The organism is Rhizobium sp. SG741, from assembly GCF_012275435.1.
GTDB classification, from domain to species: domain Bacteria; phylum Pseudomonadota; class Alphaproteobacteria; order Rhizobiales; family Rhizobiaceae; genus Rhizobium; species Rhizobium lusitanum.
This window is the reverse complement of sequence record NZ_JAAZQP010000012.1, coordinates 43,891-61,788: the sequence shown is the minus strand read 5'-3', so window position 1 is coordinate 61,788 and position 17,898 is coordinate 43,891. Positions and strand designations below refer to the sequence as shown.

Annotated in this window: 23 protein-coding genes; 16 read left to right on the top strand and 7 right to left on the bottom strand. The window is 59.9% G+C overall.

The features are described from left to right. Positions 1 to 46 precede the first annotated feature (46 nt). Positions 47 to 493, top strand: coding sequence for a hypothetical protein (locus tag FHT29_RS26235; protein WP_246703126.1), 447 nt, complete (start codon positions 47 to 49; stop codon positions 491 to 493). A 26-nt stretch (positions 494 to 519) separates the two neighbouring features. Here the strand turns inward: FHT29_RS26235 and FHT29_RS26230 are convergent, their stop codons facing one another. After that, a complete protein-coding gene (locus FHT29_RS26230) occupies positions 520 to 2,310 on the bottom strand; it encodes a thiamine pyrophosphate-requiring protein (protein ID WP_168600409.1) in 1,791 nt (596 codons plus the stop codon). Positions 2,311 to 2,546: 236 nt separating this feature from the next. Here FHT29_RS26230 and FHT29_RS26225 point away from each other — a divergent pair, with 236 nt between their 5' ends. Genes FHT29_RS26225 through FHT29_RS26215 form a run of 3 tightly spaced genes read left to right on the top strand, consistent with a single transcriptional unit; the run spans position 2,547 to position 3,471 of the window. Next, positions 2,547 to 2,861, top strand: coding sequence for a plasmid stabilization protein (locus tag FHT29_RS26225; protein ID WP_168600408.1), 315 nt, complete (start codon positions 2,547 to 2,549; stop codon positions 2,859 to 2,861). Positions 2,862 to 2,911: 50 nt separating this feature from the next. Further along, on the top strand, positions 2,912 to 3,208 hold the full coding sequence (locus FHT29_RS26220) for a DUF3175 domain-containing protein (RefSeq protein WP_112518394.1): 297 nt from the start codon (positions 2,912 to 2,914) through the stop codon (positions 3,206 to 3,208). Positions 3,209 to 3,243: 35 nt separating this feature from the next. Next, positions 3,244 to 3,471, top strand: coding sequence for a hypothetical protein (locus tag FHT29_RS26215; RefSeq protein ID WP_112445847.1), 228 nt, complete (start codon positions 3,244 to 3,246; stop codon positions 3,469 to 3,471). Here FHT29_RS26215 and FHT29_RS26210 read toward each other — a convergent pair. Next, on the bottom strand, positions 3,468 to 4,145 hold the full coding sequence (locus tag FHT29_RS26210) for a UdgX family uracil-DNA binding protein (RefSeq protein WP_168600407.1): 678 nt from the start codon (positions 4,143 to 4,145) through the stop codon (positions 3,468 to 3,470). The two genes, FHT29_RS26215 and FHT29_RS26210, sit on opposite strands and share 4 nt — an antisense overlap. A gap of 6 nt (positions 4,146 to 4,151) precedes the next feature. Next, positions 4,152 to 4,769: an NAD(P)H-dependent oxidoreductase gene (locus FHT29_RS26205; protein WP_168600406.1), complete on the bottom strand. Its 618-nt coding sequence runs from the start codon at positions 4,767 to 4,769 to the stop codon at positions 4,152 to 4,154. Positions 4,770 to 5,123: 354 nt separating this feature from the next. Here FHT29_RS26205 and FHT29_RS26200 point away from each other — a divergent pair, with 354 nt between their 5' ends. The 12 genes from FHT29_RS26200 (at position 5,124) to FHT29_RS26145 (ending at position 15,631) form a co-directional block, all read left to right on the top strand. Further along, entirely contained in the window at positions 5,124 to 5,897 is a 774-nt protein-coding gene (locus FHT29_RS26200; protein ID WP_348644892.1) for an NADP-dependent oxidoreductase, read from the top strand. A 157-nt stretch (positions 5,898 to 6,054) separates the two neighbouring features. Continuing rightward, positions 6,055 to 6,582: a DUF4142 domain-containing protein gene (locus tag FHT29_RS26195; RefSeq protein WP_132526527.1), complete on the top strand. Its 528-nt coding sequence runs from the start codon at positions 6,055 to 6,057 to the stop codon at positions 6,580 to 6,582. 26 nt (positions 6,583 to 6,608) lie between these two features. Next, positions 6,609 to 7,187 carry a DUF2934 domain-containing protein gene (locus FHT29_RS26190; RefSeq protein WP_132526525.1) on the top strand — a complete coding sequence of 193 codons (579 nt, stop codon included), beginning with the start codon at positions 6,609 to 6,611 and terminating at the stop codon, positions 7,185 to 7,187. Continuing rightward, positions 7,184 to 7,420 carry a hypothetical protein gene (locus FHT29_RS26185; RefSeq protein WP_112445852.1) on the top strand — a complete coding sequence of 79 codons (237 nt, stop codon included), beginning with the start codon at positions 7,184 to 7,186 and terminating at the stop codon, positions 7,418 to 7,420. Before FHT29_RS26190 ends, FHT29_RS26185 begins: the two co-directional genes overlap by 4 nt. A 119-nt stretch (positions 7,421 to 7,539) precedes the next feature. Next, positions 7,540 to 9,936, top strand: a complete 2,397-nt coding sequence (locus FHT29_RS26180) for an FdhF/YdeP family oxidoreductase (protein ID WP_168600405.1) — start codon at positions 7,540 to 7,542, stop codon at positions 9,934 to 9,936. Between the two features lie 20 nt (positions 9,937 to 9,956). Then, positions 9,957 to 10,556, top strand: a complete 600-nt coding sequence (locus FHT29_RS26175) for a cytochrome c (RefSeq protein WP_246703124.1) — start codon at positions 9,957 to 9,959, stop codon at positions 10,554 to 10,556. After that, the gene (gene coxB, locus FHT29_RS26170) at positions 10,553 to 11,542 is read left to right on the top strand and encodes a cytochrome c oxidase subunit II (protein WP_246703123.1); all 990 of its coding nucleotides are present in this window, start codon (positions 10,553 to 10,555) and stop codon (positions 11,540 to 11,542) included. The genes FHT29_RS26175 and coxB overlap by 4 nt, the downstream gene beginning before the upstream one ends. Beyond that, positions 11,539 to 13,452: a cytochrome c oxidase subunit I gene (gene ctaD / locus FHT29_RS26165; protein ID WP_168600404.1), complete on the top strand. Its 1,914-nt coding sequence runs from the start codon at positions 11,539 to 11,541 to the stop codon at positions 13,450 to 13,452. Before coxB ends, ctaD begins: the two co-directional genes overlap by 4 nt. After that, on the top strand, positions 13,449 to 14,051 hold the full coding sequence (locus FHT29_RS26160) for a cytochrome c oxidase subunit 3 (RefSeq protein ID WP_168600403.1): 603 nt from the start codon (positions 13,449 to 13,451) through the stop codon (positions 14,049 to 14,051). The genes ctaD and FHT29_RS26160 overlap by 4 nt, the downstream gene beginning before the upstream one ends. After that, positions 14,048 to 14,356, top strand: coding sequence for a hypothetical protein (locus tag FHT29_RS26155; RefSeq protein WP_132526517.1), 309 nt, complete (start codon positions 14,048 to 14,050; stop codon positions 14,354 to 14,356). Before FHT29_RS26160 ends, FHT29_RS26155 begins: the two co-directional genes overlap by 4 nt. Continuing rightward, positions 14,344 to 15,222: a cytochrome c oxidase assembly protein gene (locus tag FHT29_RS26150; RefSeq protein ID WP_112518398.1), complete on the top strand. Its 879-nt coding sequence runs from the start codon at positions 14,344 to 14,346 to the stop codon at positions 15,220 to 15,222. The genes FHT29_RS26155 and FHT29_RS26150 overlap by 13 nt, the downstream gene beginning before the upstream one ends. After that, positions 15,215 to 15,631, top strand: a complete 417-nt coding sequence (locus tag FHT29_RS26145) for a c-type cytochrome (protein ID WP_112445860.1) — start codon at positions 15,215 to 15,217, stop codon at positions 15,629 to 15,631. Before FHT29_RS26150 ends, FHT29_RS26145 begins: the two co-directional genes overlap by 8 nt. Before the next feature lie 2 nt (positions 15,632 to 15,633). Here FHT29_RS26145 and FHT29_RS26140 read toward each other — a convergent pair whose 3' ends face one another. From FHT29_RS26140 to FHT29_RS34700, 4 genes are all read right to left on the bottom strand, one after another. After that, positions 15,634 to 16,563, bottom strand: a complete 930-nt coding sequence (locus FHT29_RS26140; RefSeq protein WP_246703122.1) for a cytochrome c — start codon at positions 16,561 to 16,563, stop codon at positions 15,634 to 15,636. 35 nt (positions 16,564 to 16,598) lie between these two features. After that, positions 16,599 to 16,799: a hypothetical protein gene (locus FHT29_RS26135; protein ID WP_112445861.1), complete on the bottom strand. Its 201-nt coding sequence runs from the start codon at positions 16,797 to 16,799 to the stop codon at positions 16,599 to 16,601. A 478-nt stretch (positions 16,800 to 17,277) separates the two neighbouring features. Then, positions 17,278 to 17,589: an HWE histidine kinase domain-containing protein gene (locus FHT29_RS34705; RefSeq protein WP_246703139.1), complete on the bottom strand. Its 312-nt coding sequence runs from the start codon at positions 17,587 to 17,589 to the stop codon at positions 17,278 to 17,280. Further along, positions 17,513 to 17,887: a PAS domain-containing protein gene (locus FHT29_RS34700; RefSeq protein WP_246703121.1), complete on the bottom strand. Its 375-nt coding sequence runs from the start codon at positions 17,885 to 17,887 to the stop codon at positions 17,513 to 17,515. The genes FHT29_RS34705 and FHT29_RS34700 overlap by 77 nt, the downstream gene beginning before the upstream one ends. Positions 17,888 to 17,898 lie beyond the last annotated feature (11 nt).

The window sequence follows — 17,898 nt, the reverse complement described above, 5'->3', positions numbered from 1 at the left end:
ACAGCCCCGGCCTCAAACGTGCGTACGGCGGTGGCAGGAGATTCATGTGTCCACGATCCTCATCCTCGAAGACGAACCGTTTATCGCGCTGGACCTTGAGGAGACGCTGGTTGAAAGCGGCCATCAGGACCATGTGACACTTTCGACGTGCAAGGACGCCTCGGCCTGGTTGGACGCCCACACACCAGCCGCCGCGATCATCGACCCGCGACTGTCGGACGGGATCTGCACCACCGTCGTTCGACGCCTTTCAGATCTTGGCGTTCCCTTTGTCGTCTACTCCGGAGAACCGGATTCGCTGATCGAAAACGAGCGGTCTTTGGCAAGGGCGAAATGCTCGGAAAACCGGCGTCGCCCGACCAGGTCAGTGCGGCCCTTAGCCGAGCGCTCCAAACGGAATAGCCTCTGCATAGATCCATCGACCGAGACGTCTGATGCCCTTGCCAGGGCGTCTTCCTCTTGTCTGACCGATTTGCTTGCGACCTTGTTCTGAAGGGTGATTTAATAGGTCCACAGACACTACCCGTCGCTCTTTCCGGGAAGCACCGAGCTCAATACCTGCCGCACCGTGCCGCGGATAATGCCTCCTTCATTGGGATCACCTTTTATCAGCGTCGAGGTGAGGTTCTTGACCTGCTCGAACGTCAGGTGTGGCGGCATCGGCGGGACTTCAGGGTCGGTCTTGACTTCGAGTAGCACCGGCCGGTCCGAGGCAAGTGCTTCGTCCCAAGCATGCCCCAGGTTCTCCGGGCGATCGACAAACAGGCCTTTGAGGCCAATGAGTTCGGCGAACCGGTGGTACGGCACGTTCGGAATGCCTTGTGAGGCCTCGAACTTCGGATCGCCCTCCATCACCCGCTGCTCCCAGGTCACCTGGTTCAGATCCTCGTTGTTGAAAACGCAGATGATGAAGCGGTGGTTGGCCCAGTCACGCCAGTATTTTGAAACGGTGATCAGCTCCGCCATGTTATTCATCTGCATGGCGCCATCGCCGACGAGACCGATGACAGGACGGTCCGGATGGGCGTATTTGGCAGCAATAGCATAGGGAACTGCCGCACCCATCGATGCCAGTCCGCCCGAAAGCGACGCCATCATCCCGGGCCTAATCTTGATATCGCGCGCATACCAGTTCGCACAGGAGCCGGAATCGCTGGTCAAGATGACGTTGTCAGGCAGGCGTGACGACAGCTCCCAAGCGACCAATTGCGGGTTGACGGGATTGGCTTCGGCGTGGGCCCGTTCCTCAAGGAGCTTCCACCAGGCGGCAACGTTCTTTTCTATGCGGTTGCGCCATTTGCCATCTTTCTGCTCAAGCAGGGGCAGCAATGCGTTCAACGTTTCCTTCGCGTCGCCGACGAGATTGACGTCCATTGGATAGCGGAGCGACAGCATGCCCGGCTCGATATCGATCTGGACCGCCTTCGCCTGTCCTTCCTCGGGCAGAAACTCCGCATAGGGAAAGCCGGAACCGATCATCAACAACGTGTCGCAGTCGCGCATCAGGTCCCAGGAGGGCTCAGTTCCGAGAAGACCAATCGACCCTGTGACCCAGGGCAAGTCGTCGGGAAGTACGGCCTTGCCAAGTAATGCTTTCGCAGCCCCGGCACCAAGCCGATCGGCGATGGCGATCACCTCGTCGGTTGCGCCGAGCGCGCCGGCACCCACCAAGATTGCAACCTTTTCGCCGGCGTTGAGGACATCCGCTGCGGCTTGCAGGTCCTCTTGGTATGGCACGATCTTGGGGGCTCGATAGCCAAACCCAGAATGGACGGTCCCGTGGGCGCGCGCCGGTTCTTCGTAAGCCATTTCCTGTAAGTCATTGGGCAGGATCAGCGCCGTCACCGTTCGATTTGCCAGCGCGATGCGTACGGCGCGATCGATGAGATGGCGAACTTGCGCAGGTGTCGATGCCTGGTGCGCGAAGTCACCGGCGACATCCTTGAAAAGAGCCGCGAGATCGACCTCTTGCTGGTAGTGTCCGCCAAGTGCACCCCTTGCCTGCTGGCCGACGATGGCAAGAAGCGGCTGATGATCGGCTCGCGCATCGTACATGCCTGTCACGAGATGTGCCGCCCCTGGGCCTGAGGTCGCGATACATACGCCGAGCTCGCCGGAAAATTTCGCATAGGCAGACGCCATGAACGCGGCCATCTCCTCATGGCGTGCCTGGATGAACTCGATCTTGTCGCCGGCACGGTTCAGCGCGCCGAACACGCCGTTGATGCCATCGCCGGGATAGCCGAACATGCGGCGGACGCCCCACACGTGAAGACGGGAAACGACGAAATCGCCGACGGTCTGTGTCATATCGATGCCTCTTGGGTCACATCAAAATAGGTCTGCAACAAACCCTTGTTTCCGGGTGTTGGTTCCGCAATGGCGGCAGATCCCTTCTGCTCCGAAAATCCGATCTGGAGCGGTTCGATCCGGACGTCCTGAGCGTCAGTCGCAGAGACGCGATCACAATTCACAGTCAGCGGAACTTTGGTCGAAAACCGCAGTTTTCCCTGCGTCAAATCTCATGTCAGTCAAGGAGATGTTCCATGCCCCAAGGTGACAAGTCCGCCTATACCGACAAGCAGAAGCGCAAGGCCGAGCATATCGAGGAAGGCTATAAAGATAGTGGCGTTTCCGAAAAGGAAGCCGAGCGCCGCGCCTGGGCCACCGTCAACAAGGAGAGCGGCGGTGGCAAGAAGTCCGGATCGGGCCGTGGCCATGCCGAAAACCATGCATCCTCCGAAAAAGGCGGGCGCAGGGGTGGTGCCGCTGCTGCATCGCGGACCAAGGAAGAGCGTTCCGCTTCGGCCAAAAAGGCCGCTGCCACTCGCAAACGCAATGAGCACCACGCCCATCATTGACCCTGATATGGCGCCTGACCCAGGGCGCCGCTTCACATGCGGAGGATCCGATGCCGAAAAAGAAACCCAAGCAGAAATGGTCGCAGGACGTGACCGACAACAGCGATGCGATGGACCTCGAAGGCGGGGTGTTCAAGCAGCGCAGCGCCAAGAAGATCGCGGATTCGCTCAAGCATTCCGCGGAGGAAAGCCCGCGGCGAAAGGCCAGCCCTTTCCAGTCTGCGATGTCGATGCTTACCTTCTATATCAATCGTGCCGGTAAGCAGTTGTCTCGATCACGCCTGGCGACCCTCAATCGCGCCAAGGACGAGTTGCGCAAGGACTTTGGCAAGCAGCCGAAGCGCTAAAGAGCCTCTCGTTTGATGCTGAAGGGAGAGTGGCTATGCCGGTCATAAAAGCGCCGAATGACAATCCGCGCGACGACGATCTCGAATGCCAGCAGGCTTTGGAACCGTCGTTTCTGTCGATCATCGAGGAAGCCGTTGCTGCCGGCTGGCCCCGCCGCCTCGTGCTGCAATCGCTGGGCGATCTCGCCGATAACCTTTGGACCGATGAGGAACAGCTCGGACCGCAACCGGAACTACCGGCCGTCGGGAGTTTCGATCCTTAAGCATTTTGCCGTGCCGTTATCAGTGACGCATTCAGATGGTCGCCAATGCTCTTGAGGTCGCTGATAAAGCGCTGGCGCTCGCTCTCACGATCATCGTGATCGCGGATCCGGAGCAGATAGGACGGATGGATCGTGACCAGGACAGGCGTGCCGCTTGCCGCCGGTAGAACGTGGCCTCGTTCCTTGGTCAGTCCGACCGATCGACCCATCAGAGTGTAGAGGGCTGTCGCCCCGAGCGCCACGATAAGGTCAGGCCGCAGGAGCTCAAGTTCGCCGCTCAGCCACCAGGCGCAACGTTGTATCTCACCGGCGTTCGGCTTGGCATGAAGGCGCCGTTTGCCGCGTCGTTCGAACTTGAAGTGCTTGACCGCATTGGTCACGTAGCAGAGTGATCGATCAACGCCGGCTTCCTGCAGACATTCGTCGAGCAGCCTACCCGCGGGGCCGACGAAAGGCTTGCCGGCGATGTCCTCCTGATCTCCCGGTTGCTCGCCAATCAGCACAACCCTTGCCTCGGACGGGCCTTCGCCGAACACGGTTTGGGTAGCATCCCGGTAGAGATCACAGCGTTCACAGGCCTCAGCTTGGTGCCGCAACGCGCTCAAACTTGTTGCCTGTGGATGGGGTTCTGCAAGAGCAGGCGGGACCTGCGCCTTGCGGGTGGTCGTCGGCATTGCCTGCTAGCCCTCCTCGCCCGGATATTGGGATTTCTTCAGAAGCTTGGCGAGATGAACCGTATTGCGCGCCAGCATCGATATCATCGTCTGAACCGCCTCCGGGGTCTTTTTGAGATCGACAAAGTTCGTCGATCCCATGGCCTCGCCGACCCAGTAGGCAACCGCATTGGCCGGAATCGTGAAGCCGACATCGTTGAGGGCCTGAAACACTTCCGCGGAAACGAGGTGGGCGCCATCCTCGTTACCGACCACCGCAACTGCTGCGACCTTGCCATAGGACACCATGCGGCCCTGATCGTCGGTCTCTTCGAGAAACGCGTCCATCCGCTCGAGAGCCCGCTTGCAAACGCTTCCCGGCTGCCCGAGCCAAATCGGCGTGCCGATCAGCAGAATATCGGCTTCCAGAACCTTTTTGCGGATGGCTGGCCACGCGTCTCCTTCGCCTTCGTCCGACGTCACGCCCGGCTTGATGTTATGATCGGAAAGCCGAATGCTCTCGGTTTCGACGCCGTGCGTCTTGAACTCTTCGGCAATGAGTTCGAGCAATTTGCCGGTGGAGGATGGCTCTGAGGCATCCGAGGATTTCAGAGTGCCGTTCAAGGCAAGTGCTTTCAAAGACATAGTTGCTCCTGCTGTGAAAATGGGCCGGCTGTTCCAACAGCCTGATGTTCGGGAAGCGTTGGTACCTCCAACTCGCAAAGCGAAACCGATCATCAGCCGAGTTGTTCCCTGCGCGCCGACTGCAAGGGAACGATCGCATTGCGGTGCGGTTTCCGTTTTGAACAACAAAAAATCCCGAACATCAAAGGAGTTTCATCATGCAGGCTGTGCGCATTCATCGCTTCGGCGGACCGGAGGTCATGGCAATCGAGGGAATTGACCGTCCGATCCCGTCTGCTAACGAAGTCCTCATCAAAGTCTTTGCCGCAAGCGTCAAATCCGGTCGATGCCAAGATGCGCGAAGGGAAATGTCCTGTGGTTACCGAGAAGGACTTGCCCTATGTGCTCGGGCGCGATGTCAGCGGACAAATCGCGGCCGCCGGCGACGATGTCTCAAGCTTCCTCATCGGCGACGAGGTCTTTGCGTTTCTCTCGCCAGAACATGGCGGCTACGAGGAATTCGTCCTAGCACGAGTTGACGAAGTCGCCGCGAAGCCAAAATCACTGGATGCGGTCGGCGCGGCCGCCGTGCCGCTTGCCGGCATCACCGCCTGGCAGGGTCTCTTCGACCAGGGCGGTCTGCGGCAGGGCCAGCGCGTTCTTATCCACGGTGGCGCCGGCGGGGTCGGACATTTCGCCATTCAGTTCGCCAAGGCAAAGGGCGCCTGGGTCGCAACCACTGTATCGGCGTCCGACAAAGAGTTCGCCAGAGACCTCGGCGCCGATCAGGTGATCGATTACAAGTCCGAAAAATTCGAGGACCTCGTTGAGCCTGTGGACCTCGTGTTCGACCTGGTCGGCGGTGAGACCCAGGAGCGCAGCTTCAAAGTCGTGAAACCGGGAGGCGCGTTGATTTCCACGCTGCAGGAGCCGGACGAGGCGCGCGCTGCTGATTGCAACATTCGCGCTGCCCGTTACACCGCGCAGCCGAACGGCGCTCAATTGCAGCAAATCGCGGACTTGATCGATGAGAGCAAGGTCAAGGTGGTGATCGCGAGCACCTTTGAGCTTCGCGAGGCCGCAAAAGCGCAGGCAGCCCTCAAGGAGAACCATATCCGCGGCAAGGTCGTTCTGAAAGTCGTGGATTAATCCACCGATCTGGAGGCGCACCTGGAGACCCTTCATCCGGGCGCGTCTCTCTTGTCGATATCTTGGCAGCGGGCACCGCGCTCCGCTCGGTCGATTTTCCGTGGAACAGTCAGGCTGGCAAATCCGTTTTTAGGCGATGACAATTCAGGAGATCCCTATGAAACATCTTGCTATCGCTTCGCTTGCCCTCGTGCTTGCCGGTCCGGCCTTCGCGCAATCTGCCGCCGAAAAAACAGGCGTCAATTCGCTGATGGGCGTCGCGCCGAAGACGGAAGACTTCGTCAAGGAAGCCGCCACCAGCGATATGTTCGAGATCGCCTCGAGCAAGCTTGCCCTGGAGCGTGGTGACGAAGCAACGAAAGCCTTTGCCCAGCAGATGCTTACCGATCACCAGAAGACCACGGATGAACTCAAGGGCTTGGTGACCAGCGGCAAGGTCAAAGCACCGCTTCCGGCAGCGATGACATCCAGTCAGCAAAGCATGCTCGACAAGCTGAACGGCCTTCAGGGCGCCGACTTCAACAAGCAATACCACTCTGATCAGGAGTCCGTGCATGAAGATGCGGTCGATCTGTTCAAGCGATATGGCGATGAAGGCGACAATGCCGATTTGAAAGCGTGGGCCGCCAGTACACGTCCAGCTCTGGAACACCATCTGATGATGGCAAAGGACCTCAACAAGTAGTGCTGTGAAAAAGTCAGGAGGCAGTCATGATCGACGAAGAGGAAAAAAGACTGCGCGCCTATCAGATCTGGGAAAGCGAGGGGCGGCCGGAAGGACGGGATCTTGCGCACTGGTATCAGGCGGCAGACGGCGAGGCCAGCGCTACAGGTCAAGGCGCTCACTACATGCCTTACTCTGCTGGCGCGGCGTCTGCCGGGTCACTGGTGATCAAGTTCTATCATTCCGGCAATCAAGTTCGCGGATATGTCCGCAAGATCGCCGAGACCGGGCAAGACGATTCGATATTTCCTGGTGAGGAGATGGAGCCGGAGGCTGCTTTCGAACTGGCCCAATCCCACAATGGAGGTTGCGGCGAGCCGATCTTCGTGGAGCTGACAGAAGGCGTCGAATGGGATCCGTCATGGGGGGCACTCGAAAATAATGATCTCGAGACGGTTCCAGCCGAAACGGATGCTTCTCGCGCTGCGGATAATCCGACCGCCGCCCGGCGTCGCACGCGTCTGGCTCGAGAGGCAGAAAAGGGACTGCGCCGCGCGGTGGGCGAGACGCAGGCCGAGGAGGATGTGAGAAACCGCCGGTCCGAACGCTCAGGAGCTCAATCATGACAAAAAATGGCAAACCGTCCAAGGCGCAGATTGAACAGGACGCCAGAGGGCAGTCCGAAAGCAACCATGCTGGTGGATCCAACAACGGCGTCAGCAGCGCCAAGCCGCGCGTGATCACTCATTCCGACGACGCGACGGTCAACAAGAAAACGCCCGGCAAGGGCAAAGACTCCGCGGACTGGCACATCAATTATGACGAGCGCGACATGAACGAGGGCGAGTTTCGAGGATAGAGCTATGAAGCAAGCTGCGCCTTCCCGGCGCAGCGGAACTTGGTGCGACATCGAAGGTTTACTATAACCGAGGAGCCTCAACCGAGATGGCTCGCCTCGTGGTATCTCTTGAGGCATCCATGACGTCGAAAACACGCTCTCCCAAAATCAAGCCCTATTCCGGACCTGCGGGCGGATGGGGTTCTGCAAAATCCGTGGCCGAGATCACCCTGAAAGAGCATGTCGCTCTGCGTGGGCCGAAGCTGCTATCGGCGCAGAACAAGCCGGAAGGTTATATGTGCGTGAGTTGCGCCTGGGCAAAACCTGCCAAGACTCACCCTCTTGAGTTCTGCGAGAATGGGGCCAAAGCCACAGCCTGGGAGGTGACATCGCGACGTGCCGACCGGGCATTCTTCGATAAACATCCTCTTCGCGAATTGGAGCTTTGGAACGATCACGACCTCGAAGAACAAGGTCGTTTGACGCATCCGATGCGCTGGGACGCAGCCACCGATCAATATCTTCCGGTCACCTGGGCCGAGGCGTTCGAAGAGATCGGTCGGGAGCTACGCGCTCTCGACCCGCATCAGGTCGATTTCTACACGTCGGGTCGGGCATCGCTCGAAACGAGTTACATGTACCAGCTGTTTGCGCGCATGTACGGCAGCAATAACATGCCCGACAGCTCCAACATGTGTCACGAGAGCTCATCGGTCGCTCTTCCGGAAAGCATCGGGGCCGCTGTTGGAACAGCCGTCCTTTCGGACTTCCAGAATACCGACTGCATCTTCTACATCGCGCAGAACGTTGGTACGTCGTCGCCGCGCTTGCTGCACGATCTCCAGGATGCCGTCGATCGCGGCGTCAAGATCGTCACTTTCAATCTGTTGCGCGAACGCGGCCTTGAGCGGTTCGTCAACCCGCAGTCGCCGACGCAGATGCTCACCGGCAACGAAACGAAGATTTCCTCCGAATATTATCAGGTCAACAACGGTGGCGATATCGCCGCACTATTTGGCGTCTGCAAGGCGCTGATCGAAGCCGACGATGCCTTGAAAGCCTCCCATCAAAGCCGTGTCGCCGGTGACGACGGCAAACCAAAGGATCCAGATAACGCTGCAATGGTTGCCTTTGCGGCCTCGATTGCGGCCGCCGACAAGAAGCATGTCCTCGACCATGACTTCATCAAGGAGCACACCACCGGCTTCGAGGAATTCGCCAACGCCGCACGCGGCCATCGGTGGGAGGAGCTGGAGCGGGTTTCAGGTCTCAGCCGTGATGAGATGACGCAGGCAGCGGCCACCTACGCCGAATCCGAGGCGGTGATGCTGGTTTATGGCATGGGTTTGACGCAACAGCTTATGGGCGTCCAGAACGTCCATATGGTCTGCAATCTGGCACTGTTGCGCGGCAATATCGGCAAACCGGGCGCCAACATCTGTGCCGTCCGCGGTCACTCCAACGTCCAGGGACAGCGGACTGTCGGCATCACCGAGAAGCCGGGCTTAGCGCCGCTGGACAAGCTCTCTGAACTCTACGGCTTCGAACCGCCGCGCTGGACGGGCCGCTCGACGGTGGAGACCTGTGAGGCGATCATGAGCGGGCAGTCGCGAGCCTTCATCAGTCTCGGCGGCAACTTCCTGAGAGCCGTCCCCGACACGATTGCCATGGAAAAAGGGTGGCGTAGGCTGCGGCTTAGCGTGCAGATCGCCACCAAGCTCAATCGCAGCCATGTCGTCCATGGCGAGATTGCCTATCTGCTGCCGTGTCTCGGTCGCATCGAACTGGACGAGCAGGCGACCGGTCCGCAGGCCGTATCGATGGAGAGTTCCATCGCCCATTTCCACGGCTCCCGCGGCAAGACGAGACCGGCAAGCCCGGAACTCCTTTCGGAGCCGGCAATCGTCGCCGGCATTGCCAAGGCGACCCTCGGCGAAACCAAGGTACCCTGGGAAAGCTGGGTCGGGAATTACGCGGAGATCCGCGATGCGATCGAGCGAACCTACCCGGAGACGTTCAAGGATTTCAATAAACGCCTGTTTACGCCGGGTGGGTTTGTCAGGCCGCTGCCGGCGCGCGAACGCAAGTGGGTGACGAAGAGCGGCAAGGCGAACTTCCTGACGCCGGAGAAACTCTTTCCGGAATTTTCGACGGCGCGGAGCACCGACGTCCTCCACCTGGCGACGCTGCGATCTAACGACCAGTTCAACACCACGATTTATGGGTACAGCGACAGATTTCGCGGTGTGGAAGGCACTCGCAAGGTGGTGTTCATGAACCCGGAGGATATCCTTCGGTTTGGTTTCAAGGATGGCGACAGTGTCGATCTGACCACTGCTATCGATACAGACTACGTTCGGACTGTGACGGCGTTGAGGATCGTTGCCTATGATATTCCCAGGGGATGTTGCGGCGCGTATTATCCTGAGACGAACCCGCTCTTTCCGCTGGCTCACCATGATCCGAAATCGAAAACGCCCTCCTACAAGCTCCTTCCGGTGCGTCTCGGTCGATCCTTAGAAGTTCCAGATGATTGAGGGGGTGACCGGGTGAGCACATGATGTTCGGGAGCATCAACGACGCAAAGTGGTCGTTTCTGGCAACCTTTCTGCTGGTCGCCGCCGGGGCCGCGCTTCTCGGCTGGGCTCGGCAGCCGCGGGAACTCCGTACGGATCCACCCGTCGTCGCCGACCTCGACCGGTTCCGGCTAATGTCCAATGGCATCAGCGGTGCGCCGCCCGAGAGTTATTTCGCTGAGGGGAAACCTTACGAAAGCGACGCGTATAATCTCGGCCAGGGCCAGCGACTCTATAGCTGGTTCCGCTGCCAAGAGTGTCACGGCGACGGGCGCGGAAACGTAGGTCCTTCCTTCCTCGACGGTTGGTGGCTGTATGGTCCGGAGATGGTGTCGATTGTCGCGTCGATCCGCGACGGTCGCCCGCACGGCATGCCGGCCTTTCGTGACCGGATGACGATCGAGCAAATCTGGCAACTGGCCGGTTATGTCCAGACCATCGGCGACTATTCGGCCAAAATGGCGGCGACGGGTCGCAGGGACGACCGCCACACGCGGCCGGCCGAAAACCGGGCGCCGGCGAAGATCCTGTTCAACGAAGGACCGGTCGGCGCCCACCCAGACCAGGGGCCCTCCCCTTGAGAACCGCTCGGATCCTTGCGCTGTCGATGATTGCTGCTGTCGCTGGCTGTAGCGGCAACCAGTCGGCTCTGGATCCTCAGGGCGCTCCGGCGATCCATGTCGAGCACCTGATCATCGGCATAACCGTCATCTGCACGGTCGTCTGGCTACTGGTCATGATCGTGCTCGGCTGGGCACTGCTGCGGAAACGGTCCGGCGACGGCGGCGAGGCCCGTGAACGGCCCTTGACGATGAGCGTTGGCAGTGCCGTTGCCGCGACGGTCATGATTATCGCAGGTCTGACGATCGCAAGCTTTTACACCACACGCGGCATCGGTTTGCCGGAAAACGCAGCGCTGACGATCACCGTCAGGGGGCAGCAGTGGTGGTGGCAGGTCATCTATGCCGACGCCAATCCGGCGCTCAGCTTCCAGACTGCCAACGAAATCCATATCCCGGTCGGTCAGGATGTTCGGATCCAGCTCGAAAGTGCGGATGTTGTGCACTCGTTCTGGGTGCCGAGCCTTGCGGGCAAACAGGATCTCGTGCCGGGCCGCAGCAACAGTCTTCTTCTGCGAGCGGAACGGCCCGGCAACTATCGCGGCCAGTGCGCCGAATTTTGCGGCCTGCAGCACACTCACATGGCGATGATGGTCATTGCCGATGAGCCTGCGGATTATCAGCGGTGGATTGCGGTCCAACGCGAAAACGGCGTGATGCCGACGGACCCCGAGGCTGCCGCCGGAAAGCTCGCTTTTCTGTCAAAACCTTGTGCTGCATGCCATACGGTTCGCGGTACTCCGGCCATCGGCACCACCGGCCCCGACCTGACCCATGTCGGCAGCCGTCAGACGATTGCGGCCGGGCTTCTCGAAACCACACGCGGGTCGCTCGCGGCCTGGATTGCCGATCCGCAGACCCTCAAGCCGGGCAACAACATGCCGATGGTTCCCCTAACAAGCGTGGAGCTCCGGAATATCTCCGCCTATATGGAGAGCCTTAAATGACCATCAAGGAGGACGGCCAGGATCTGCGCGATACCGGATTGGGCGAGATCGAGCTCGACCGCCGTCTCTCACAGACCTGGTCGACACCTGCGGGGGTGTGGGGCGCGCTTTCGACCGTCGACCATAAAATCATCGGCCGCCGATACATCGTGACGGCCTTCGTGTTTCTGGCGCTCGGTGGGCTCCTGGCGATGGCGATGCGGCTGCAACTATCCGAGCCCGAAGCGCGGTTTATCGGTCCCGATCGCTACAATCAGATTTTTACCATGCACGGCACGAACATGATGTTTCTGTTTGCCGTGCCAGTCATGGAGGCGATGGCGGTCTATCTCGTGCCCCTGATGGTCGGCACCCGCAACATCGCCTTCCCGCGCCTCAACGCGTTTTCCTACTGGATGTATCTGGCCGGCGGGCTGCTGCTGTGGATCGCCTTTGCGGTCGATACTGGCCCTGACGTCGGCTGGTTTGCCTACGTGCCGCTATCTGGACCGCAATATGCTGCTGGAAAACGCGCCGACATTTGGGCGCAGATGATCACGTTTACCGAAGTCTCGGCGCTGGCCGTCGCGGTCGAGATCGTTGTCACCGTGTTCAAGCAACGCGCACCCGGCATGTCGCTCGACCGGATCCCATTGTTCGTCTGGTCGATGCTGGTCACATCCTTTCTGATCATCATGGCGATGCCGGCAATCATGATCGCCAGCTCGGCGCTGATCCTCGACCGGCTGGTCGGCACGCACTTCTTCAATCCGGCCGAGGGCGGCGACGTACTGCTGTGGCAGCACCTGTTCTGGTTCTTCGGCCACCCGGAGGTCTACATCATCTTCCTGCCGGCCGTCGGCATGGTCTCGACGATCGTCGCGACCTTTACGCGGCGCCCCGTGTTTGGTTATCTTGCCATGGTAATGGCTTTGGTCGCGACAGGGGTTCTGGCCTTCGGACTCTGGGTGCATCATATGTTCGTCGCCGGGCTGCCGCGTCTGGGCGAAAGCTTCTTTACGGCGTCGAGCATGGCGATCGCCATTCCTGCTGGTCTGCAAATATTCTGCTGGCTGGCGACGATGTGGGCCGGCAGACCGGTGTTTAAGACGCCGTTCCTGTTCGTCATCGGCTTCATGGTGATATTCGTCATCGGCGGGATGACAGGCGTCATGGTGGCCTCCGTGCCCTTCGACACGCAGGTTCACGACACCTATTTCGTGGTTGCTCACTTCCATTACGTTCTTGTGGGTGGCGCGGTCTTTCCGCTGCTCGGGGCGATTTATTACTGGTTCCCAAAGATCACCGGCCGAATGATGAGCGAGAGGCTCGGTCGCTGGGCGTTCGGCCTGATCTTTACCGGCTTCAACCTGACCTTCTTTCCCATGCATATCCTCGGGCTGCAGGGCATGCCGCGCCGCATCTATACCTATCAGCCGGAAATGCCGTGGTCTGCCTTGAACATGTTCGTTAGCCTGAGTGCCGTCATCCTTGCGGCCGGTTTCCTGCTGTTCTTTATCGATGCCATCCGTAGCGCCGTCTCCGGTGCGGCCGCGCCTGACAATCCCTGGGACGCATCGACGCTCGAATGGTCGACCTCGTCGCCGCCGCCATCCTATAATTTCTCGCGCTTGCCGGTGGTCAGTAGTCTCGCGCCCTTGTCAGAGAAATCAGAAACGCTTCCCGTTGCCTCCGGCCTGTCGGTCGACCGTCGCGAATTGATCGTCAGCAGCGTCGTCGAAGCGCTTCCAGAGGCGCGCGAGTCGTCACCTGACAACTCGATCTGGCCGCTCTGGTCGGCACTCGCAACCACGGTGCTGTTGATCTGGTCGATCTTCACGCCCTGGGCAGTCGTCTGGGGATCGATCCCTGTGTCGATTGCCCTGATCGGATGGTTCTGGCCGAAAGGCACTCCGGAGGACGACTCATGAAACAATCCGTCGTACTCGATCTCACGAAACTGCCCCCGCATGGGCTTGGCACCGCAAGCCTGACCTGGTGGGGAACGCTTGCCTTCATGCTGATCGAGGGAACAGGCTTTGCGCTTTCGATCGTTGTCTACCTCTACCTCATGAGCCTGGCACCGCACTGGCCGTCGAATGCACCGCCCCCCGATCTGCTGCCCGGAACGGCCTTGACGGCGTTGCTGATTGCCAGCCTGCTTCCCAACGTCCTGATTGCCCGCTGGGCACGGCAGCAGAATTTGGCGAAGGTCCGTGTCGGCCTGATCATCATGTCGCTGCTGGGGGTGGCGCCGCTCATCGTTCGTATCTTCGAATTTCCGGCCATGCACGTCTCGTGGGACCAGAATGCCTACGGCTCGATCGTTTGGGTGATGCTTGGACTGCACACGACCCATATCATAACCGACCTGCTCGACACGCTGGTGCTGACCTGCCTGATGTTTTCCAGGCATGGCGACAATCCGCGGCGCTACGGCGATGTCAGCGACAACGCCATGTACTGGAACTTCGTGGTGGCAACCTGGTTGCCAATGTATGTCTGTCTCTACTGGGTACCGCGCCTATGACCAGAACCTGGATGCGATATGGCGGACTTGTCGTGCCGCCGCTGGCCTGGGCCGTGGGGACGCAGCTTGGGCAGATCACCCCCTACCTCGATTGCCGGCGACAGATGGTTTGGACACCCGCCCTTTGCTCGGCCCTCTTGTTGATGTCGATTGCAGGGGCTGCTGCCTCTCGTCTCGCGCCAAGACCCGTCGGCCGGACCGAGCGGTTTGTCATCGATGCGGGATTTGTGATCGCCTCCGCCTTTGTCTTTGCGCTGCTATTGCAGGGGGCGGCGTCGATGCTGCTGGACCCATGTCAGCGCTGATCTGCACCTTGATCTCACTGATGATGGCCGCTCCGGCGCTGGCCCATGGAGACGATCCTCATACGGCTGCGTCGGCATGGACATTCGATCCGTGGATCGTGCTACCAATCACCGTGATCAGCGCACTCTACACGTTCGGCATCGTGAGGCTTTCAGGTCGGGCGCGCCGGCTTGGAGCGAGGCACCGCCAAAGCTTGTTCTTCTACAGCGGCATGCTGACTCTCGCGGGCGCGCTGATCTCGCCGCTCCACTGGCTCGGAGAACACCTTTTTACCTTTCATATGATCGAACACGAGATCGTCATGGCCGTCTCGGCACCGTTGATCGTGCTTGCGCGCCCGGTCGGCCTCCTTCTATGGGGTCTGCCAAAACGAGCGCGTCTTGGCTTAGGCGCTGCCATGCGAACTCCCCTCATCCGGCGGTCATGGGACTGGAGCACGGGAGCGACCAGCGCCACCGCCATCCATGGTGTCGCCATCTGGGGCTGGCACCTGCCCTTCCTGTTCGACGCAGCCGTGACCAATACCGCTATGCATCGCCTCCAGCACCTCAGTTTTTTTGCAACGGCGGTCCTGTTCTGGTGGGCGGTCGTTTGGAAAAGCGACTACGGCGCCGCTGCCTGGCACATGTTCCTGACGATGTTACACACGAGCATCCTCGGCGCCTTGATGGCGCTGGCACCGCGCGTTCTCTATATCGCCCAGACGCAAACCGATTCTGCCTGGGGGCTGACACCCCTGGAGGATCAGCAACTGGCCGGCATGATCATGTGGGTGCCGGCCGGTACCATCTATGCAGCTGCGGCGATGACGATGCTGGCGCTCTGGATCCGCGGTTCCAGCGAGAGAGGAGCGCGAAATGCCTGATGTTGCCGGCTTGGCCCCTCGCCCCATAGTCTGGGTTGCCGCCGCTGTTGCTGCCGGGCTGAGCGCCTTTGTGGTTACCAATACAATACGCGACAGTCAGACAAGGACGGCCGCAGCTGTGGCGCTGACCGGTGGCGATCCGGCGCGCGCTCCCGCACTCTTTCGTCGCTATGGTTGTTCGGGTTGCCATACCATTCCGGGCATACCGGGGGCGGACGGCCAAACCGGCGCGCCACTCACCGGGTTATCCAAACACGTCTATATTGCCGGTGTGCTGGAAAACCGCTCCGACAACCTTGTTGCATGGATCGTTTCGCCGCAGAGCTTTTCGCCGCAGACGGCGATGCCCAAGACGGGCATCTCAGAGCAGGAAGCTAAGGACCTGGCCGCCTATCTCTACGCACATTGAGGTTAGGGATGGGGCGTCGGCAAGGCCGGGAGGGCCTTGATGTAGCGCGCAATCGCATCACGATCGCTGTCGGGCAACATGGCCGTGTTGGTCACGACGTCGGCCATCGACGATCCGACACGGCCATGGTCAGGCGTGTCGCCTGTTTTTAGCATTGTTGCAATGTCTCGCTCGGTCCACTTGCCCAGGTTCTGCTGCGTGATGTTGGGCACGAACCCCGTCCCTTGCGGATCGACTCCTCCGGCAAACCGGGTGTCGGGTTTGATGGCACCGAAGACGTTCCGACTGGAGTGGCATTCGGCGCAGTGGGATACGTTCTCGACTAGATAAGCGCCGCGATCATGGATCGGCTCGCCACTCAGTCGGGCCTCCGATTGGCCCTCTCGAAAAAACAGCAGCTTCCAAAATCCGACGAACCGGCGAATGCGAAACAGGATAGACGGGTGATGCGGCGGTGCCCGCCCCGAGACTTTGGGAAGCGTCATGAGATACGCGTAGAGGTCCCGGATGTCGCCAGCCGTCATTCCAGTGAAGCTCGTATAGGGAAAAGCGGGATAATAATGCTCTTGCTCAGGCGACACCCCGCCGACGAGCGCGTTCGCCAGATCGACGGCCGTCCATCTGCCGATGCCGTCCACCGGATCCGGAGAAATGTTAGGCGGCCGAAAGGTGCCGAACGGTGAGCCGAGCGCCATGCCGCCCCCAAGTCGCAGTCGATCGGGTTCGCCAGGGGTCGCATGGCAGGACGCACAATCGCCAGCCGCGAAGATCAGTTGCCCGTGCACCGCGTCACCGGCACCCTTGAACTGCGGATCGCCTTGGGAAAACGGCGGGCGGGCTGCGCTTATATACCAGCCGGCCGCAACCACGGTGCCGGCGCACAAAATGGCGACGAGAGCCATTTTCCCGAGCGTGGCCGGGGCAAAATTCATAGCCCGAGGTCGCGCAGCTCCCGAGTGTGACAAGATCAGTCGTCTTTCGTCTTGAAAGCGTCAGAAACCTTTTTGACCTCAGGGTCGCTGTTGCTTTCGCCATTCGCATCCCGGTCCCGGTCGGGATCGTCCTTCGCGCGAAGGTAGCCCCTCGGAGTATTTTCCTGGGGACCTTCCCAGCGTGGTGACTGATCCGTCGTGCCCGGAGCCCCGTCCTTTGGTGAATTCATACCCATGTTCGCTTCCTCCTATGATCGAAGCTAACTGAGGCAAGAAATGAAAGTTCCATCGTCCCCCGCCGCAGCGCGTTTTGACTGTGTCCTGCAGGGGTTCAGCCGGTAGACTACCAACTTACGACTGCCGGGAGTGGCAACCGGCCAAAAATTCTCGAATTCAGGGATTCACAGATCTGAAGCCAAAGCGTACCAAGAAGCGCTCCTTGAGCTCGCGGTGGACCTGGGGCGACGGCCGATGCGCGAGGCACCGGTCGTCGCCACTCAGCCGGATCGTCTGCTGATCATGCATCTATATCCAGCACCGCGTCGATGTCGCAGACGACCCCGGCGGGGTTGTAACTGATTGTCGACCGGCCGTTCAGCTCGGCGGCAAGAAGCCTCTCAACCAGACGCGATCCGAAACCCTTTCGTTGGGGGCTTCACTGCGGGACCACCGTGTTCTGCCCACCTGAAATGTAGCCTTGCTTTCGTGCTCTCATCACCGTCGCCAAGCCGCCAGGAGATCGAGATCTTGCGTTGAGCAACCGACAATGCCGTACTTTGCAGCATTCGTCGCGAGCTCGTGGATAGCCAAAGAAAACGAGACGACTGCCTTCTGCGGCAGAAGCACAGGGATGCCTTCGATCTCGAAACATTCTGCGGGATAGGGCTCCAGGACTTGCCTGACCAGCGCTGAAAGATCGGCGCGCTGCCAGTCTCGATGTGTAAGGAGATCATGCGCCTTCGCCATAGAGGTCAGCCGTTCCCGGAAGGCGTCTACTTCGTCCTGCCCCGTCCCCTCCCGCCCCAGGGTCTGTTTCGAGATTGCGATGACGGTGGCAAAGACGTTCTTCACGCGATGATTGAGCTCGCCAGTCAATACCGTAAAGCTTCTCGGCGGGGGCATTCCAGCTGGTAATCGTCAAGTCGAGATCGATGCCAAGGATCGCGTCATTCGAGGACTCGATGATGGCAGCCAGGTGGCGTTCAGCCTCCTGCGCATTCTTGCTTGCCGAGATGTCGATGGCAATGAACCCAACTTGTCGGATCCGGCCATCCTCACCCCGGAGCGCCGAAACCGATATCGCCGTCACAACATTGGTCTTCATTCGGGATTGAG

What these genes read in the sequence shown, in the direction of transcription:
- FHT29_RS26230 (WP_168600409.1), bottom strand. Translation starts at nt 2,310, where the DNA reads ATGACACAGACCGTCGGCGATTTCGTCGTTTCCCGTCTTCACGTGTGG.
- FHT29_RS26225 (WP_168600408.1), top strand. Translation starts at nt 2,547, where the DNA reads ATGCCCCAAGGTGACAAGTCCGCCTATACCGACAAGCAGAAGCGCAAG.
- FHT29_RS26220 (WP_112518394.1), top strand. Translation starts at nt 2,912, where the DNA reads ATGCCGAAAAAGAAACCCAAGCAGAAATGGTCGCAGGACGTGACCGAC.
- FHT29_RS26215 (WP_112445847.1), top strand. Translation starts at nt 3,244, where the DNA reads ATGCCGGTCATAAAAGCGCCGAATGACAATCCGCGCGACGACGATCTC.
- FHT29_RS26210 (WP_168600407.1), bottom strand. Translation starts at nt 4,145, where the DNA reads ATGCCGACGACCACCCGCAAGGCGCAGGTCCCGCCTGCTCTTGCAGAA.
- FHT29_RS26205 (WP_168600406.1), bottom strand. Translation starts at nt 4,769, where the DNA reads ATGTCTTTGAAAGCACTTGCCTTGAACGGCACTCTGAAATCCTCGGAT.
- FHT29_RS26195 (WP_132526527.1), top strand. Translation starts at nt 6,055, where the DNA reads ATGAAACATCTTGCTATCGCTTCGCTTGCCCTCGTGCTTGCCGGTCCG.
- FHT29_RS26190 (WP_132526525.1), top strand. Translation starts at nt 6,609, where the DNA reads ATGATCGACGAAGAGGAAAAAAGACTGCGCGCCTATCAGATCTGGGAA.
- FHT29_RS26185 (WP_112445852.1), top strand. Translation starts at nt 7,184, where the DNA reads ATGACAAAAAATGGCAAACCGTCCAAGGCGCAGATTGAACAGGACGCC.
- FHT29_RS26180 (WP_168600405.1), top strand. Translation starts at nt 7,540, where the DNA reads ATGACGTCGAAAACACGCTCTCCCAAAATCAAGCCCTATTCCGGACCT.
- FHT29_RS26175 (WP_246703124.1), top strand. Translation starts at nt 9,957, where the DNA reads ATGATGTTCGGGAGCATCAACGACGCAAAGTGGTCGTTTCTGGCAACC.
- ctaD (WP_168600404.1), top strand. Translation starts at nt 11,539, where the DNA reads ATGACCATCAAGGAGGACGGCCAGGATCTGCGCGATACCGGATTGGGC.
- FHT29_RS26160 (WP_168600403.1), top strand. Translation starts at nt 13,449, where the DNA reads ATGAAACAATCCGTCGTACTCGATCTCACGAAACTGCCCCCGCATGGG.
- FHT29_RS26155 (WP_132526517.1), top strand. Translation starts at nt 14,048, where the DNA reads ATGACCAGAACCTGGATGCGATATGGCGGACTTGTCGTGCCGCCGCTG.
- FHT29_RS26150 (WP_112518398.1), top strand. Translation starts at nt 14,344, where the DNA reads ATGTCAGCGCTGATCTGCACCTTGATCTCACTGATGATGGCCGCTCCG.
- FHT29_RS26145 (WP_112445860.1), top strand. Translation starts at nt 15,215, where the DNA reads ATGCCTGATGTTGCCGGCTTGGCCCCTCGCCCCATAGTCTGGGTTGCC.
- FHT29_RS26140 (WP_246703122.1), bottom strand. Translation starts at nt 16,563, where the DNA reads ATGAATTTTGCCCCGGCCACGCTCGGGAAAATGGCTCTCGTCGCCATT.
- FHT29_RS26135 (WP_112445861.1), bottom strand. Translation starts at nt 16,799, where the DNA reads ATGGGTATGAATTCACCAAAGGACGGGGCTCCGGGCACGACGGATCAG.
- FHT29_RS34700 (WP_246703121.1), bottom strand. Translation starts at nt 17,887, where the DNA reads ATGAAGACCAATGTTGTGACGGCGATATCGGTTTCGGCGCTCCGGGGT.